Origin of the sequence: cf. Phormidesmis sp. LEGE 11477 (genome assembly GCF_015207105.1) — a bacterium.
Classification (GTDB): Bacteria; Cyanobacteriota; Cyanobacteriia; order Phormidesmidales; family Phormidesmidaceae; genus Phormidesmis.
The window spans coordinates 17,547-33,987 of record NZ_JADEXO010000034.1; the positions used below are offsets into that span (position 1 = coordinate 17,547).

The window sequence follows — 16,441 nt, forward strand, 5'->3', positions numbered from 1 at the left end:
TTCTCTATCGTTTGCATGGCTGTTTAGATGTCCGTCTGGTTAAATTCCTGGCTAGAGATCCAGAGCAAAACGACTGCTGTGACTAGTAGCACTGGCGTTAACCAGTCACCCCACCGGACATAGGCAGTGCGACTTTGTCTCTTGTATATAGTAGATAGATAGGTCGCTGATGTATTCGGCTTAGACATCCAGCGCGATCGCCCCTTAGGATCAACCACGCCAGAAATGCCCGTGTTCGTTACCCGTACCATCCAGCGATCGTTCTCGATAGCTCTCATCACGTCTTGGGCGTGCTGCTGCAGCATTTGCCTAGGTGGGTAGGGATCGTTATTCGAGGCTGTCAAAATTGCCTGTCCGCCTCGATGCACCTGTCCTTGGAACAGCGCGGCAAACGCAGACTCATAGCAAATGCCCGCCGCCATCGGGCCGAAAGGCGTTTCTAGCACCTGATCAAACCCACCGGGCACCATACTTTCTCCATAGGGCGATAGCCGAGAGATCACAGCGCCTAACACTGACTCAAATGGGATGTATTCGCCTAGCGGAACTAGCTTCACCTTTTTGTAGCGACCACCAATGCTACCTTCTGGCACTAGCGTCAGCAGGCTTTGAGTCAGCGGCGTCTGACTATCCTCGATATCCTCGTGAACAAAAGTTCCTAGCACTAGGGGAACGCCTTTGTCTACCACGGCCCTGAGCAATAGGTTGCGATGTAATGTAAAGGCATTCCATACTTGCGGAATCGCCCCTTCTGGCGTGACTACTAGATCAGCGCCCTCGCTAGCTAGCTGGTTATAGCCGGTTAGGTAAGCGCGTTGTGAGGCTCGAACGCCCTGACTAGTTAGCTTCTCGCGAGTAGGAATATTGCCCTGAATCAAACCGACTGAAAGCCGACCGTCGGCGCTATCGGCAAGGGGACGTGCGTACAGCCCCCACCCAGCCAAATGCAGCAGTAAAAAGAAACCGATCGCGCGTATCCACCATCGGTTTAAGGGTGTTTTGCCCGCCGCCTCTACCTTTTTAATCCTGCTAGGCTCAAAGTGCGATCGCACCCAGCTGCCTTCTGCACAGCCTTCTGCTATCAGCCCATTGACTGCCACAATCGCGGCGGTCACCGTAATCGGCCCTGATAGCTGGCCGAGCTGTAATATCCACAGGTTCCCTGGGCTTTGCGTGTAGCTAAGCGATGTCCAGTACAGCGGTCCACTGCTCCAAATCCACTCAACAGCGCACCACAGCGCCGTGCCTAATACCACTCGGCTGATGCCAACCGCTGAAAACCTGCGAGTGACTATCCACATCAGCCCTAGCCAGCTGAGTCCAATCGCTGCTCCCCAGAGGGTGATAAATGCCCAGGCAAAGAGCGCGATCGCAATACTTCCTATCCACGGCACTCCCATCCAGGTCAGCGGATGCAGGCCCGTGATCCACGACAGCGCTGTTCCGTGATAAGCCATACCCCAAATCGCACCGCCCGATAGGCAGCTAGCGATCGTTTGCCTATCAGGCTGATTGTAGGCCAGCAGCCACAGTGGCACCATCGCTATCCAAGCTAGTGGCCAAGCATTGACGGGTGCAATCCCCATGAGCAGGCCGCCGCCCAATAGCCACAGCCAGCGCTGCCGACTGAATCTAGCTGACTTCGTACCGTCCGCTGTGGAGAGCCCTACGCCTAGCTGCGCTGCTTTTTTCAATCTTTTTACCAAGTCTAGCTTTCTAATAAGTCCAGTCTGATAAGTCCAGCTTTAAAAGGATAAGCCCTGTAGGTCGATGACGACTCGCTTGTTATAATCCTCAGTTTGTATGCCTATTTGTGTGCATCATCACTTATAGTAGGCCCCATTCTAGAGAGGAAGACTATGGCAGACTGGCAAGTAATCACGGGCGGCGTCACTGCCCCTAAAGGGTTTCGAGCCGCAGGAATTGCAGCGGGACTGAAGCCTTCAGGCTCGCCTGATCTGGCGCTGATTGTTTCTGATTGTGAGGCGATCGCAGCGGGTGTATTTACCACCAGTCAAGTTCGCGCTGCCTGCGTTGACTACTGCCAAGAACTGCTCGAAGCCAAACCGTCGGCTAGAGCGATCTTATGCAATGCGGGTCAGGCTAATGCCTGCACTGGCGAACAAGGTAAACAAGATGCGATCGCTAGCGCCAATGCCATTGCCAGAGCCCTCAACCTGCCAGAAAACAGCGCCCTGATTGCCTCGACTGGCGTCATCGGCCAGCGCATCAAAATGGATCAGCTTCAAGCAGGTATTCCTAAACTAGTCAGCAGTCTTTCTAGCGAAGGGGGAGAGCACGCTGATCGGGCCATTGTTACGACTGACCTAATCACAAAATCTATTGCCCTTGAGACCCAAATAGGCGATCGCCCCGTCCGCATGGGTGGTACGGCCAAAGGCTCTGGCATGATCCACCCGAATATGGCCACCATGCTCGCGTTTGTCACCTGCGACGCCGCCGTCTCGTCGCCGCTATGGCAAGAGATGGTTCGCCGCGCTACGGCTAAAAGCTTTAATCAAATTACCGTCGATGGCGACACTAGTACAAATGATTGTTTGCTCGCTTTAGCTAACGGGGAATCGCGTACGCCTGCTATTACTGCGCCTGGACCAGAAGCCGACAGGCTAGAGGCTATGCTCACAGAAGTTTGCATTCATCTAGCCAAGTCGATTGCTCGTGATGGCGAAGGGGCTACCTGTCTGATTGAAGTTGTGGTCACTGGTGCTATGAGCGATCGCGCCGCCAGTCAGATTGCTCGTACGATTGCAGGCTCCTCTCTGGTCAAATCTGCTATCTTTGGCCGCGATCCAAACTGGGGTCGCATTGCTGGTGCTGCCGGACGCGCAGGCACGCCTTTCGATCAAGCCGAACTCAGCATCGCCCTAGGCGACTTCACGCTGATGACTGATGGTACGCCTCAGCCTTTTGATCGGGCTGCCGCTAGCGCCTATCTAAAGCAGTGCGCCGAGCGCAGTACCCTAGCCATGTCTAAGATTTTGCTCAGCAGCACTCAAAGCAGCAACGAGCTGGTCGTCACTGAAACCCAAGTGCCTTTCGAGCGCCAAAGCAACGCGATAGAAGCGCTGTCCCATCCAGTCGTTATCACTGTCGATGTGGGCGATGGGCCTGGCGCTGCCAAAGCCTGGGGCTGCGATCTGAGCTACGACTACGTCAAAATCAACGCGGAATACACTACGTGAGTTCAGTCTCTGTTCTTTTAGGCTCAATTGTTTAGAATCGATTATTTAGGATCGACTATTTAGGATCGATTAAGACTTCACGAATTCGACTACGTTCTCTCTAGAGCGGATGATGACGTCATACCCTAGGAAAAAGTCATTACCGAGCAGCCCAATGTCAATGGCGTCGCCAATGCTGACCCGCGCGTTATTCAAGGTCAAAGCGCCCATTGTAATAGTACGCACCTGACCAATATCAAAAGTTACTGCCGCTGCGCTAGCCGTCGCTGCGACCATTTGTTCTGTGGGCTCTATTCCTAGATCGTTTGCCATCTGCCGCGTAATCAATGTACGGCTAGCGCCCGTATCCAGGATCATGTCGTAAGTGCGGCCATGGTTAAAAGTCACCTGTACAACAGGCGTACCGTGCAGTCGTCGCACGATCGGCACTGTAGTATGGCCTGCGATGTGATCGCTTTGAGGCGCTATCCTTTCCGCAGGAGCTGCGGGTCTAGTGGGCAGAGGAACATACACTTCAGTCTTGAGCTGCTCGATCTTGCCTTGGGCTTGCGTCGCATTGCGGGTATAGTCTGCTATTTTTTGCTGGGCAGATGAATATTTCTCACTTTCGGTAGCCACCTGCTGGAGCTGGTCGGCGGCTCTCTGCCAGCGGCTAAGCACCAAGCTCCAGTCGTCTGGAGAGATTGCAGACTGGCTAAGCGCATTTGCACTAGAGGCTAGATCCAAACCAGCTTGGTAAGCGACTAGAGATGACTGAATGGAATCAGCCCCTGCTGTAGCTTCAGCGGCTACCACCTCCTCAGCCGCCGACTGGCCTGAATCAGAGGGTTGGCCATCGGGTAAATCGAGCTGAGCGTTCGCCTGTTTAGCCTCTTCAGCCACTTGGGATGAGGCAGTGTCTGGGATTGTCGATATAGGCTGACAAGCGCAGCACGCTAATCCGACAAAACTAGGCAATGATAATATGAAGCGACGAAAAAAGTGAAAGCGGGCCATTGAAAATTTGTAGGATGCCTTTTGTCTACATTGCCCTAACTGAGTCTGACCTTTTTTACGTCTTGTACGGATTTTCTTGATGGCTACTATGTTTGATCCTGCTGCCCAGCCTGCTTTACTCGTGTTAGAAGATGGCTCTGTTTATAGAGGCTGGTCCTTTGGAGCGACTGGCACCACGATGGGAGAGGTCGTATTCAACACGGGTATGACTGGCTATCAGGAGGTGATGACCGACCCTAGCTACTGCGGTCAAATGGTGACATTCACCTATCCTGAGCTAGGTAATACAGGCGTCAACCCTGAAGATGAAGAGTCAGTGCGACCTTATATAAGAGGAGCCATTGCTAAAAGTGTGTGCGATCGCCCTAGCAGCTGGCGCTCTACCCAATCGCTAGGCGACTATCTCAAAACTTACGAGATTCCTGGCATTCACGGCATCGACACCAGAGCACTCACTCGCAAACTCCGCAGTGTCGGTGCGATGAACGGCATTATCTCTAGCGAAGTACTAGACCCAGACGACTTACTTAGACAGCTACAGACGCTGCCGTCTATGGAAGGACTCAACTTGGTTAAAGAAGTCACCACCGATAAAGTCTATGAGTGGGAAGAGATTACCGAAGAAAGCTGGGCTTTTAACGCTCTAGATACTGACTCAACAGAGACTGATACCGGATCTGACTCAAGTGCTAACAGCGCCGACCAAGAGCCTTTAACCGTCGTCGCTCTCGATTTTGGCATTAAGCGCAACATCCTCAAACGGCTGGCTAGCTACGGCTGTAGAGTCATTGTGGTGCCTGCTGATACATCGGCTGAAGAGATCTTGAGCTATCAGCCCGACGGTATTTTCCTGTCTAATGGCCCAGGCGATCCCGCTGCTGTCACCGGGGCCCCTGAAGTTACTCAGGCACTGCTCGCTAGCCAACTGCCGACCTTTGGAATCTGCATGGGCCATCAAATATTAGGGCTATCTTTGGGCGCAGACACCTTCAAGCTTAAGTTTGGTCATCGCGGACTCAATCAACCCTGTGGCCTGACAGAACAGATCGAAATCACTAGCCAGAACCACGGCTTTGCGCTTGACGCTGGCTCTATCGACAAAGACCGGGTAGAAATTACTCACCTTAACCTCAACGACCAGACCGTTGCTGGCATTCGCCATAAGGAGCTGCCGGTGTTCTCTGTGCAATATCACCCTGAGGCTAGCCCCGGACCCCATGATGCTGACTATTTATTTGCTAACTTTGTTCGGGCGATGCGCGAACAGACAAAATCATCTTCAAAGAAGTAGGCAAAAACTGTATTGCAGTCGATAGTATCTTGCCCTATACTTAATCGTCATATTGTTGTTGAACGCTAGGCATAGTAGGAGGACCCCATCGCTGAGTCGCTTACCCTAACAGTGAGTCTAAGAGGCACCCGCGAAGTTAGAGGGAAATGTCAGATCTTCCGCCTTACTGGACTTTTAGACGCTTTTTCAGAGCCCACTTTTCTCAAAGTTCTCAACAAATATATCGAGGATGGTCCGGCTCATATCATCTTGGATCTTTCTACGATTGACTTTGTTGACAGCTCTGGTTTGGGCGCACTTGTCCGCTTGGTCAAAAAGGCAAAGGGCGAGAGCGGCAGCGTTCAAGTTGTCAGCAATCCTCGCGTGACTCAAACGGTTAAACTGGTTCGACTAGAACAGTTTCTATCTTTGCAGCCCAACGTAGAGGTGGCGCTCGAAAACCTTGAAAGCTAAGCGCCAATTGCTAAAAATTTAAGCTTTAAAGGCTTTATGTCCTACGCGCTGATGTTTGCAGGCTAATGTTTAGGCTGATCTATTAAGTTCGCCGCTAGAATTCACAGAATATGGGAAATTCTCCCGATCAAAGCTTTGGGCAGTTTATAGAGGCTCAGACGCAGCCTGCGCCAAAGCGACTCAGTGACAGCGAGCTCAATACTATTTCGCCAATTTCACTAGCGTATATCGGGGATGCTGTTTTTGAGCTGTACGTGCGATCGCGTCTCCTTATTCCTGCCAAACGCATCCGTGACTATCATCACCAAGTGGTCACCCAAGTCAAAGCTGAACAGCAATCGCACTTTATAGATCTGCTAAGTTCTCAACTGACTGATGCTGAGAAAGATATCGTCAGAAGAGGCCGAAATGCCACCACTGGCAAGCGCCGACGCGCTAAGGGCCAAGACTACCAAAAAGCGACGGGCTTAGAAAGTTTGATCGGATTTCTCTATCTGACCGACCAGCCCAGGCTAATTAGCTTATTGAATCAGCTCTCTGACGAAGCTGGCTTCTAAAGAAGTGAATAAGTCCTAAGAGCAGCTAGTCTAGATAGGCAGTTTGACACTTCCTTTATTGAATCACTCTCTATTAAGGCACTATTTATGAGGACTTCCTTGTGAGCAGCCCAGAACAGTCACCTAATTCATCGGAGCGCTTCAAGTCTCCTCGCAAAAAAGGATTGAATTCTCACTCGAAACCAGGTACTCGGCCCGGTGCTAAACCCAGTGGACGTCCTAGTTCGAAGTCTAGCGGCAAGCCTCGTACGGGGGCTAGCGCCAAACCTAAGCTGCGTAGTGGTAAATACGCGGGATCGTCTAGTGGCCCTAAACGAACAAAGTTTGGACCTAAGAAATCATATAGCTCAGATAGAGCAGGTTCTAAATCAGACGTACCAGCAGGCGATCGCCCTAAAAAGTCGTTTAGAAACTACTCAGAAGACGATCGCCCCCAAAAGTCTTTTGCCCGCAAGTCCTTTGGCAAGGATCGATTCGATAGGCGCTCAGATAGGCGCTCAGATAGCCGCTTTGAGAGCCAGAGCGAAGAAGATATTAGCCCCGATCTGATCTACGGACGTCATGCGGTGGAGGCGGCTATCGAAACGGGGCGATCGCTCAACCGGCTCTGGGTCAACGCTAAGCTTCACTATGACTCGCGCTTTAGGCCGCTGATAGCTACGGCCAAAGCCAACGGCAGCGTTGTTGATGAAGTCGAAAATATGCGGCTCAGCCAAATGACGCAAGGTGCTAGCCATCAAGGGATCGTGGCTCAAGTCTCTGCCTATGAATATGTAGAATTAGAAGCGCTCGTCGAGCAGGCTAAAAGCAAAGCGCGTCGTCCGGTGCTTATTGCCGCCGATGGCATCACCGATCCCCATAATCTAGGGGCGATTATTCGATCAGCCGAAGCGATTGGCGCTCAGGGCATCGTCATCCCCCAGCGCCGAGCTGTTGGCATCACTTCTACCGTCGCCAAGGTAGCAGCTGGCGCTTTAGAAAATCTGCCGATAGCTAGAGTTGTGAATCTGGGTCGTTCTCTAGAGTATCTAAAAAGCAACAGCTTTTGGATCTACGGACTCGCTGCAGAAGCAGCTCAGCCAATTCACACAACAGACTTTTCGGCTCCAGTAGTCTTAGTTGTTGGTGCAGAAGGCAGCGGCCTTAGTCTCTCTGTTCAAAATCTCTGCGACCAGCTAGTCGCTATTGAGCTTCGTGGTAAGACCCCTAGTCTCAATGCCTCTGTCGCTACCGGTATGGCCCTCTATGAAATTTATCGCCAAACTTGGCTGAAAAAGCTACCTATGCTCACCAGAGAAAAGCAGCCAGAAGGATCAGTAGAAGCCTCAAAATTAGAGCGACTAGACAGCTAAAAGAACCCTGGAATAGTAAACGAATACACTGATTCAAATTGAATTTTTTAATATTATTCTAGAGGGGATCATATTAATAAACTCTCCTCGAATAATATAATTGGTCACAATCTGTCTATAGAGAAGATAACTGAGCTGCTGGTTCAGCCACTTTAGCTTTTGAACAAGACATATAGCTAGCATTGGATACATACTCTAAAGCGAAGGCTTAGCCTACGTTTGCTAGCTAGTCACCTAGCTCTATATTTATCAATGGTTTCACCTGTTGAAAATGTATACAGCTAACCAGCCAAAGCTATCGCTTCAACCTTCTAAGAAAAACTGTACACAATACAAAGCATTCGCCAAAACTGTAATGAAAAACTTCTTTAGCGGTCTGTTTAGTTTCTTCTCTAATCCGTGGTGGGTAAAGATCACAACAGCAGAACCTAGTTGTGTTTATTACTTCGGTCCGTTTGACGATGAGACCGAGGCTACGCGGGCTAAACCAGGCTATGTAGAAGATCTTCAAAAGGAAGGTGCCTTGCAGATTCAAACAAGTTTGCACAACATTCCAGAGCCTACGGAGCTCACCGTCGAGTTAGAGAATACGGCCAGCCGGTCGACGATGGTTCCGGTCGGCAGCTAGTCAATAGCTAGTGCCGAGGCAGTTAGCACTCAGGCGTTAGCGTGCAAGCCATTAGCACATGGCAGTTACCTTCTGTTGAGCCAGCAGGCCGAACGCCTATACAGCCGGTGGCTCATTCGGCGGTTCCATTAGCCAATTGATTGTCGTGAAGCTTGGCTGCCACCGGTATACGCTCAGATCTAACTTGCGCTTGTTGAAGACAATTCCCTCACCTTCGAGCAAGCTTTGCTGAAGATCGTCGTTGCCATCTCTTAGCGCAGATCTAGACACTTCTCCCTTGGTATTAATTACCCGATGCCAAGGTATTTCCATGCTATCAACTACTCGATAGAGGGCGTAACCGACGACTCTGGGCTGACCGATTAGTCCAGCAAGATCAGCGATCTGGCCATAGGTAGCGACTTTGCCGTAGGGAATGAGCTTGACGATTTCGTAGATCTTGGGATAGCACGACGTTTTCTTTGACTGCTTTGTCATGGGCTTAGGCGTATTGATTCGGGTCCTGTTGATTCGCAGATTGACCGGATACTGTCGATATGTCTATCAGCCTATGTCGCAATGGCCTATTTCACTGTCAGCAGAGTCGCAGAGACCCTTTGTGAAACAGTGAGGACAAGCTAAGACAACGAGCGATCGCGCCTTTACCACTGCCACTTGATCCCGCTTGTAGATCTTGCCTTCCTCAACAAACCCTTCTGGATCGCTCGTATCCAACAAAACTTGCCATTTTTGGGCATTGACAGAAGCTGGCACTGTGAAGTCGAGACGCTGTTCAGACGGATTGAAAAAGAGCAGAAAGCTATCGTCTAGAATACGCTGCCCTCTGCTGTCTAGATTAGGAATCTCAGCGCCGTTTAAAAAGATATTGATCGCTCTAGTCGAACTGTCGTGCCAGTCACGATCGTCAATAGTGGTTCCGTCGGGGTTAAACCAGCCAATATCGACTACGCCCGAGCCGTGGATCTCTCTGCCAAAGAACCAGTGGTGGCGAGAAAAGACGGGATGCGCCTGCCGAAAGGCTATCAGCTTGCGGGTAAATCTTAGGAGCGATCGCGCCCCCTGATCTAGCTGCCAGTTGAACCAAGAGAGCTCACTATCTTGACAGTACGTGTTGTTGTTTCCCTGCGTTGTTCGTGCTATTTCATCGCCACCTAGCATCATTGGCACCCCCTGCGAAAGCATCATTGTCGCTAGGTAGTTGCGCCGCTGCTGAGCCCGCAGCGCCAGTATCTCGGGATCGTCAGTTTTCCCTTCTGCTCCGCAGTTCCAAGAGCGATTGTAGCTTTCGCCATCCCGGTTGCCCTCTCCGTTGGCTTCATTATGCTTTTCGTTGTAGCTGACTAGATCGTTGAGCGTAAAGCCATCATGGGCCGTGATGAAATTGATACTGGCATGAGGCATTCGGCCATCGTCTTGATAGAGATCCGAGCTGCCGGTAAATCTAAAGGCAAAATCAGCCAAACTACAGCGCTCACCTCGCCAGAGATCGCGAATCGTGTCGCGGTACTTTCCATTCCACTCTGACCACAGCAATGGAAAATTCCCCACCTGATAGCCACCTTCACCTAGATCCCAAGGTTCAGCAATCAGTTTAGTCGTAGAGAGCACGGGATCTTGATGAATAATGTCAAAGAAAGAAGAGAGTCGATCGACTTCGTACAGCTCACGTGCTAAGGCAGAGGCCAGATCGAAACGAAAGCCATCTACGTGCATCTCTTGAACCCAGTAGCGCAGGCTGTCCATAATCAGCTTCAGCACCTGAGGATGGCGCACATTCAAAGAATTACCGCAGCCCGTGAAGTCCATGTAGTGCCGGGGATCTGTTTCTACCAGACGGTAGTAGGCAGCATTGTCAATGCCGCGCAAAGTGAACGTAGGGCCCAGATGGTTGCCCTCTCCGGTATGGTTGTACACCACGTCTAAAATGACTTCAATGTTGGCCTCGTGCAGCGCTTTCACCATCGCCTTAAACTCTTGCACCTGCTGACCCGGCTGGGCGCTATAGCCTGCATGAGGGGCAAAATATCCTAACGAGTCGTAGCCCCAGTAGTTATGAAGTCCGGTGGTGACTAGATGACCAGGGTAGACGTTGTAATGGTGAACAGGCAGTAGTTCAACGGCGGTGATGCCGAGACTTTTCAGATGGGCGATCGCCTCTGGATGAGCCATTCCTGCATAGGTGCCCCTGAGCTCTGCTGGGATTTTAGGGTGCTGTTGGGTAAAGCCGCGAACGTGGACTTCGTAGATGATGGTTTGATCCCAAGGAATATCAGGATGGCGATCGCCTTGCCAGTCAAAGTTTTCATCTATCACTACTGACTTAGGCATCATAGAGGCGCTGTCAGAGAAGGAAAAGTCTAGATCGCGATCGCGATTGGTAAAATCGTCCATTGGAAAGCTAAATAGCTCTGGGCCAAAGCAAATGTCACCTGTCAACGCTTTGGTATAGGGATCGATCAGCAGCTTGTTGACATTAAATCGATGGCCAAGCTGCGGCTGATAGGGGCCCTCGACTCTAAAGCCGTACTGCTGACCAGGGCCGATACCTGGAATAAAACCGTGCCAAACATAATTTGTTACCTTTGGTAGCGGAACTTGTATCTCTTGCCCAGCTTCATCAAACAAACATAGAATGACGCCAGTAGCATTCTCGGAAAACAGCGCAAAATTTGTACCTTCCTCTATCCAAGTTGCACCCAGGGGATGGGGTTTTCCTGGCCAAATTTCTACTGTCATAGCTGCTAATCCTCAAAGGTTGTATGCCTATCGACAGGGGCGATATTAAGGTATTTACTAGAAGCGCCTGTCTGTCTTTGAACCGTACCAAAGACCGTACCAAAGATCGCTGTTTAGCGGGAGAGGCGCTTGAGTAGAGAGCGTCGAATGTATCCGTGCTAGCTGAGCGCCCCGCCCTCTCTTTTGATAATAGGGCTGTTAGTAAGTAGGTTTACTAGTGATAGGTTTGCCGATAGGCGTACCGTCAAAAAGGGGTTAAAAGCAAAGTGGCGAATGCTATAGACGGGCTGTCAACCGTAGATCTGCGGCAAGAAGCTGCTCCTACTAAAGTTAATTATTAGTAATTTTTACAAAACTGTGATGAGCGTCATATCAGAAGCCCTAAAGCCATCACACTGGTTTGTTTTTATACCAGATATCTTTGTAGAGTCGGTCCACAATATAAGGTATGCGCCAGCAAGAACGTCGGGAGCTTAAGCCCAATCCATTCATTTCTCTACGTGATCCTGAAACCGGAAAATGGAGAGTCATCTTCAATTTTGCTCAAGAGCAACTGCCTCAAAAAGCTTAGGAAAAAGTTTGACGAAGACCTGAGAATTGAGTCGGATTGAGCTGCGCGCAGCAACAGACTTGTTCATAGATTAGTCTCATCTACTGTCAAGATAGACTAAAAGCGATCTTCTTTTGGACCTGTTATGCGTCAGCTATATCCACCAGTCGAGCCCTATTTTCGAGGCACGCTGTCGGTTTCGTCTCTTCATACGCTGTACTACGAAGAAGCAGGCAACCCTAACGGGAAGCCTGTTGTTTTTTTGCATGGCGGACCCGGCGGCGGTATCGTTTCAATATATCGACAGTTTTTTGATCCGACCAAATGGCGAATTGTTTTGTTCGATCAGCGCGGCTGTGGACAGAGTACGCCGCATGCAGAGCTCGCCGAGAATACAACCTGGGATCTGGTTGCAGATATTGAAAGGTTGCGATCGCATCTTTCTATTTCCGACTGGACTGTCTTTGGCGGTAGCTGGGGCAGCACCCTGGCACTCGCCTACGCTCAGACCCATCCAAACAGATGCAACGGCCTAATTTTGCGCGGCATCTTTATGCTTCGGCCCAAAGAGATTCAATGGTTCTATCAGTCTGGTGCTAGCAATATTTTTCCAGATGCTTGGGCGGGATACCTAGCGCCTATTCCCGAAGCAGAGCGCGACGATCTGGTAGCTGCTTACTATAAACGGCTAACGAGTGATGATGCCACCATCCGACAAACAGCCGCGAAAGCCTGGTCCATTTGGGAAGCGAGCACTAGCAAACTCATTCCTGATACTAACCTAGTCGAACGTTTTGGCGAAGGTAGCTTTGCCGACGCCTTTGCCAGAATTGAATGCCACTACTTTATTAACGGCGGCTTTTTTGACAATCCCAATCAGCTACTCGATAACGTTGGCACTATTCGACACATTCCGACCGTGATTGTTCAAGGTCGCTACGATGTAGTTTGTCCGATGATTTCTGCCTGGGAACTTCACCAGGCTTGGCCAGAATCCAAGCTAATTATTGTGAATGATGCCGGACATTCTGCAACTGAAGCTGGTATTACCAGTGCCTTAGTAGAAGCTTGCGATCGCTTTGCTGTCTAACGTCAAATAGAAAGATGCTAGATAGAAAGACTTTCTAGTACCTGTTTAGCGAAGCCGGAAACCGAGGGCTGAGCGGAGTCGAAGTCCGGTTGGGTTGTGCCTTCGACTCCGCTCAGGCAGCGTAATGTGTTGCTTTCGAGCTACGTACGCTAAATAGGTTCACTTTCTATCTAGCGCTCAATAGAACCCTTGATCGCACCACTTCTAGATCTTTCGTATAGTTTCCTACCTTTTAAGTGATCCCAACAGTTGTTGGAGACAACGGTTTAGAGGGAAAAATTGTGGTGTCTTTCGTACAATTCTATTTGGGCACCGTTAGCAGCATGTCAATCGCTACTGCTCCATCAGGCACTGCACCTTCTAAAAAATGGCAAAGTAACCTATTCGCAACCACGAGGCGCTAAAACATCATCAGGTAGTGATCTCATCAGCTTCAGTTTCTCAAGCCGATCAACAGTTTGCTTTGGACAGCGGTGGAGACTATTTCCTAGCTAAGCCTGTGGATAGCCAAGAATTGTTCAATACCTTATCAAAGTTGCTAGAGCTAACGTGGATCTATGAGGCCGCTGAAGAGACTATTCCTCAAACAGAGACAGCCGTCCTCGCCGAAGAGCTGCTTCCACCTCGCCCATTTTTAGAAAATCTGTTGGAACTGGCCCAGAGCGCGGATATCAAACTGTTACGAGAAAAACTAGACCAAATTTCTCAGGAAGATGAGCGATATGTTGCGTTTGCTGCCCCACTGAGTGAGCTGGCAAAGCAGTTTCGCTCAGAAGACATTGAAGTCCGTTTACAGCACTACCTAAACCGAGACCTTACTCATGCGAGATAGCACAAAGATCCTGGTCGTAGATGATGTTCCAGCCAACTTAGAAGTTTTGACAGAGACCTTGTCTTCTCTAGGTCATGGCATTTCGGCTGTAACCAGTGGTGAACGGGCACTCAAATAGCTAGATACCTATGATGCCAACTTGATTTTGCTAGATGTTCAGATGCCCGGAGTTGACGGGTTTGAGACCTGTCAGCGGATCAAGAACAACGCTAGAACGGCTGATATTCCGGTCATTTTTATCACAGCTTTGTCCAGCATTGAAAGTATTGCCAAAGGATTTTCCTTAGGGGCTGTCGATGACATCAGTAAGCCTTTTCAAGAAGCTGAACTGCTAGCACGGGTGAGTACCCACCTAAAACTACAGCAGATGACCCAGTCGTTAGAACAACAGGTCGAATCACGAACTAGTGAGCTAGAGACAGCGATGTCTCAGCTACAGAAAGCGTTAAGCCAGCTTGAATCGTCGCAGCTTCAGCTAGTTCAACAGGAGAAAATGTCGGCATTAGGCAACTTGGTCGCTGGCGTGGCCCACGAAATCAACAATCCTCTTGGTTTTGTCAGTGGCAATATCAGAGAGATCGGTCGTTCACTCGATGAAATTGTTGAGTGCTTGACTTGTTATCGAAAGACTTTTCCAGAACCGGGTGAAGAGATTGTAGAACTGCTCGAAGATGTAGACATTGACTTCGTGATAGAAGACCTATCAAAAATGCTAGCTTCAACCAAGGTTGGCTGCGATCGCATTCGTAACATCAGCATTAGCCTACGTACATTTTCTCGTGCCGATCAGGAAGTCAAGTTCAAAGCCAATCTGCATGAAGGAATTGACAGCACGCTACTACTTTTGAAATATCGTTTAAAAGGCACCGATACCCGGCCCGAGATTGAAGTGATTCAAGACTATGGCAACCTGCCAGAAATTGATTGTTTTCCAGGCCAGTTGAACCAGGTATTTATGAATCTCCTGGCAAACGCAATTGACATGTTCGACGAACTTGCCGAAGATAGCTCTTTTGCCAAACTCAAGGAAAATCCACAGCAAATTAGGATTGTCACTCGCTTAGCTGAGTCTGGGCAAGCAGAAATCCGCATTAGCGATAATGGGAAAGGGATGCCCGAGGACGTATACACCAAGATTTTTGATCGGCAATTTACGACCAAGAATGTGGGAAAAGGCACTGGATTAGGGCTGGCGATCGCCCACCAAATCGTAGTCGATACTCACGGTGGAGCGCTAGAAGTGCAGTCGAAAGTGGGACAGGGAACTGAGTTTTGTATTCAGTTGCCAATCAAATAAATTCGACTCGTCATCTAAGCGGCGAAGACGTTGTTAACGTGATCTTAAGCTAGCTGCAATATACTAACAAGCTGTGAAGATATGAGTTTCAAAAGTGGAACAGCGATCAGAGACTATGACCTATTCGTCGCTGCCGCCGGGTCAGCAGCAAAACCGCCTGCGTGAGCTAGCGACCGTATTTTTTCGACTGGGGGTGGTGGCCTTTGGCGGTCCGGCTGCCCACGTCGCCATGATGGATGATGAGGTGGTGAAAAGGCGGCAGTGGATGAGCCGCGAACAGCTACTCGATCTAATTGGCGTTACCAACTTACTGCCCGGCCCTAATTCGACTGAGCTGGCGATTCATATTGGCTATGAGCGAGCGAGCTGGCGGGGGCTATTTGTCGCGGGGGGCAGCTTCATCCTGCCAGCGTTCGCACTAGTGTGGATACTGGCGGCGCTGTATGCGCGCTATCAAGCAGTGCCACAAGTAGGCTGGCTACTATATGGCATCAAGCCAGTAATTATTGCGGTTGTGCTGCAGGCGCTCTGGAAGCTGGGAAAAAAAGCAGCGAAGGATCTACCAACCACTGTGGTAGGTCTGGGTGCGATCGCGCTCTACTTTACTGGTATCAATGAAATTCTTTTACTCTTGCTTTCTGGGCTAGTTGTCATGCTAGTGAAAAACTGGCAGAACAGAAACGTGGGCATTGGCGCGATTCTTCTCCCATTTTCTGGTTCATTAGCACAGGTTGGTGGGACTGCCGCAACGGCTGTTTCAGTGGGTTGGGCAGGCGTCTTTTTGTTCTTTCTCAAAATTGGCTGTGTGCTGTACGGCAGCGGCTATGTACTGCTGGCTTTCTTGCAACGAGACTTGGTAGAGCAGCAGCAGTGGCTGACTTCGCAACAGCTTTTAGATGCGATCGCAATTGGCCAGATTACGCCCGGTCCAGTCTTTACGACCGCTACGTTCGTGGGCTATTTGCTGGCAGGTAACGCGGGTGCGATCGCGGGTACGATCGGCATATTTCTACCGGCTTTTCTACTGGTAGGTCTGGTTAATCCCTGGGTTCCTAAGATCCGCCAGTCGCCCTGGGCTAGCGGTTTTCTAGACGGTGTTAACGCGGGTTCTCTGGGGCTGATGGCTGGCGTCACCTATACTTTAGCCCAAGCCGCAATCGTCGATTGGATGACGGCTGTGCTAGCCATTTTGAGCGCAATTCTAGTATTCCGCTTCAAAATAAACTCGGCTTGGCTGGTGTTAGCAGGTGGTGGAATTGGATTTTGTCTGTACTTAAGCGGACTAGTTTAGCGATAACTTACTAGGTTCTTTCAGCCTTAATCATCTCAAAGAACTTCTCGATCTAGATTTCACCAACGCCAACTCTGAAATCGATACCCCTCGCCTCAACGCAATGAACTACAGGGACACCAGCATCGCTACACTCTTCCTCAGATTCGACGGGTAAGCGATCAG

Annotated in this window: 15 protein-coding genes and 1 pseudogene; 12 read left to right on the plus strand and 4 right to left on the minus strand. The window is 50.0% G+C overall.

Going from position 1 to position 16,441, the window contains the following annotated elements; genetic code table 11:
• Window positions 1–23: 23 nt before the first annotated feature.
• Window positions 24–1,706, minus strand: coding sequence for an apolipoprotein N-acyltransferase (lnt, locus tag IQ256_RS11950; RefSeq protein WP_228024809.1), 1,683 nt, complete (start codon window positions 1,704–1,706; stop codon window positions 24–26).
• Between the two features lie 153 nt (window positions 1,707–1,859).
• Between lnt and argJ the strand changes: the two genes are divergently transcribed.
• Window positions 1,860–3,203: a bifunctional ornithine acetyltransferase/N-acetylglutamate synthase gene (gene argJ / locus IQ256_RS11955; protein ID WP_193855776.1), complete on the plus strand. Its 1,344-nt coding sequence runs from the start codon at window positions 1,860–1,862 to the stop codon at window positions 3,201–3,203.
• 69 nt (window positions 3,204–3,272) lie between these two features.
• On the opposite strand, the gene IQ256_RS11960 is transcribed toward argJ, so the two are convergent.
• Entirely contained in the window at window positions 3,273–4,085 is an 813-nt protein-coding gene (locus IQ256_RS11960; protein WP_193855777.1) for a retropepsin-like aspartic protease, read from the minus strand.
• Window positions 4,086–4,287: 202 nt separating this feature from the next.
• On the opposite strand from IQ256_RS11960, the gene carA reads away from it, so the two are divergent.
• From carA to IQ256_RS11985, 5 genes are all read left to right on the plus strand, one after another.
• On the plus strand, window positions 4,288–5,490 hold the full coding sequence (carA, locus tag IQ256_RS11965; protein ID WP_193855800.1) for a glutamine-hydrolyzing carbamoyl-phosphate synthase small subunit: 1,203 nt from the start codon (window positions 4,288–4,290) through the stop codon (window positions 5,488–5,490).
• 111 nt (window positions 5,491–5,601) lie between these two features.
• The gene (locus tag IQ256_RS11970; protein ID WP_370623422.1) at window positions 5,602–5,943 is read left to right on the plus strand and encodes an STAS domain-containing protein; all 342 of its coding nucleotides are present in this window, start codon (window positions 5,602–5,604) and stop codon (window positions 5,941–5,943) included.
• Window positions 5,944–6,053: 110 nt separating this feature from the next.
• Window positions 6,054–6,500, plus strand: a complete 447-nt coding sequence (locus tag IQ256_RS11975) for a Mini-ribonuclease 3 (RefSeq protein WP_193855778.1) — start codon at window positions 6,054–6,056, stop codon at window positions 6,498–6,500.
• A gap of 101 nt (window positions 6,501–6,601) precedes the next feature.
• Entirely contained in the window at window positions 6,602–7,852 is a 1,251-nt protein-coding gene (rlmB, locus tag IQ256_RS11980) for a 23S rRNA (guanosine(2251)-2'-O)-methyltransferase RlmB (protein WP_370623424.1), read from the plus strand.
• A gap of 355 nt (window positions 7,853–8,207) precedes the next feature.
• On the plus strand, window positions 8,208–8,480 hold the full coding sequence (locus tag IQ256_RS11985) for a DUF1816 domain-containing protein (RefSeq protein WP_193855779.1): 273 nt from the start codon (window positions 8,208–8,210) through the stop codon (window positions 8,478–8,480).
• Between the two features lie 96 nt (window positions 8,481–8,576).
• Here the strand turns inward: IQ256_RS11985 and IQ256_RS11990 are convergent, their stop codons facing one another.
• Together IQ256_RS11990 and glgX are read right to left on the minus strand one after the other, a co-directional pair.
• Complete coding sequence (locus tag IQ256_RS11990; protein WP_193855780.1) at window positions 8,577–8,957, minus strand: MGMT family protein; 381 nt, start codon at window positions 8,955–8,957, stop codon at window positions 8,577–8,579.
• A gap of 66 nt (window positions 8,958–9,023) precedes the next feature.
• On the minus strand, window positions 9,024–11,216 hold the full coding sequence (glgX, locus tag IQ256_RS11995; RefSeq protein ID WP_193855781.1) for a glycogen debranching protein GlgX: 2,193 nt from the start codon (window positions 11,214–11,216) through the stop codon (window positions 9,024–9,026).
• A gap of 695 nt (window positions 11,217–11,911) precedes the next feature.
• Here glgX and pip point away from each other — a divergent pair.
• The 6 genes and pseudogenes from pip (at window position 11,912) to IQ256_RS12015 (ending at window position 16,276) form a co-directional block, all read left to right on the plus strand.
• Window positions 11,912–12,856 (plus strand): prolyl aminopeptidase, encoded by a 945-nt coding sequence (gene pip / locus IQ256_RS12000; protein ID WP_193855782.1) that lies wholly within the window; start codon window positions 11,912–11,914, stop codon window positions 12,854–12,856.
• A gap of 418 nt (window positions 12,857–13,274) precedes the next feature.
• Entirely contained in the window at window positions 13,275–13,688 is a 414-nt protein-coding gene (locus IQ256_RS12005) for a hypothetical protein (RefSeq protein ID WP_193855783.1), read from the plus strand.
• Complete coding sequence (locus IQ256_RS30045; RefSeq protein ID WP_255516201.1) at window positions 13,678–13,806, plus strand: hypothetical protein; 129 nt, start codon at window positions 13,678–13,680, stop codon at window positions 13,804–13,806. The genes IQ256_RS12005 and IQ256_RS30045 overlap by 11 nt, the downstream gene beginning before the upstream one ends.
• 18 nt (window positions 13,807–13,824) lie before the next feature.
• A pseudogene (locus tag IQ256_RS30220) lies at window positions 13,825–14,019 on the plus strand (response regulator); the annotation flags it as partial.
• A gap of 162 nt (window positions 14,020–14,181) precedes the next feature.
• Window positions 14,182–14,985, plus strand: a complete 804-nt coding sequence (locus IQ256_RS12010; RefSeq protein ID WP_304952601.1) for a sensor histidine kinase — start codon at window positions 14,182–14,184, stop codon at window positions 14,983–14,985.
• Window positions 14,986–15,100: 115 nt separating this feature from the next.
• Window positions 15,101–16,276 carry a chromate transporter gene (locus IQ256_RS12015; protein ID WP_193855784.1) on the plus strand — a complete coding sequence of 392 codons (1,176 nt, stop codon included), beginning with the start codon at window positions 15,101–15,103 and terminating at the stop codon, window positions 16,274–16,276.
• The last annotated feature ends 165 nt before the right edge of the window (window positions 16,277–16,441 follow it).

Coding starts and splice junctions, on each gene's coding strand:
- pip (WP_193855782.1), top strand. CDS start 11,912: ATGCGTCAGCTATATCCACCAGTCGAGCCCTATTTTCGAGGCACGCTG.
- IQ256_RS30045 (WP_255516201.1), top strand. CDS start 13,678: ATGCGAGATAGCACAAAGATCCTGGTCGTAGATGATGTTCCAGCCAAC.
- glgX (WP_193855781.1), bottom strand. CDS start 11,216: ATGACAGTAGAAATTTGGCCAGGAAAACCCCATCCCCTGGGTGCAACT.
- carA (WP_193855800.1), top strand. CDS start 4,288: ATGTTTGATCCTGCTGCCCAGCCTGCTTTACTCGTGTTAGAAGATGGC.
- IQ256_RS12010 (WP_304952601.1), top strand. CDS start 14,182: ATGTCGGCATTAGGCAACTTGGTCGCTGGCGTGGCCCACGAAATCAAC.
- argJ (WP_193855776.1), top strand. CDS start 1,860: ATGGCAGACTGGCAAGTAATCACGGGCGGCGTCACTGCCCCTAAAGGG.
- IQ256_RS11975 (WP_193855778.1), top strand. CDS start 6,054: ATGGGAAATTCTCCCGATCAAAGCTTTGGGCAGTTTATAGAGGCTCAG.
- IQ256_RS11990 (WP_193855780.1), bottom strand. CDS start 8,957: ATGACAAAGCAGTCAAAGAAAACGTCGTGCTATCCCAAGATCTACGAA.
- IQ256_RS12015 (WP_193855784.1), top strand. CDS start 15,101: ATGACCTATTCGTCGCTGCCGCCGGGTCAGCAGCAAAACCGCCTGCGT.
- IQ256_RS11985 (WP_193855779.1), top strand. CDS start 8,208: ATGAAAAACTTCTTTAGCGGTCTGTTTAGTTTCTTCTCTAATCCGTGG.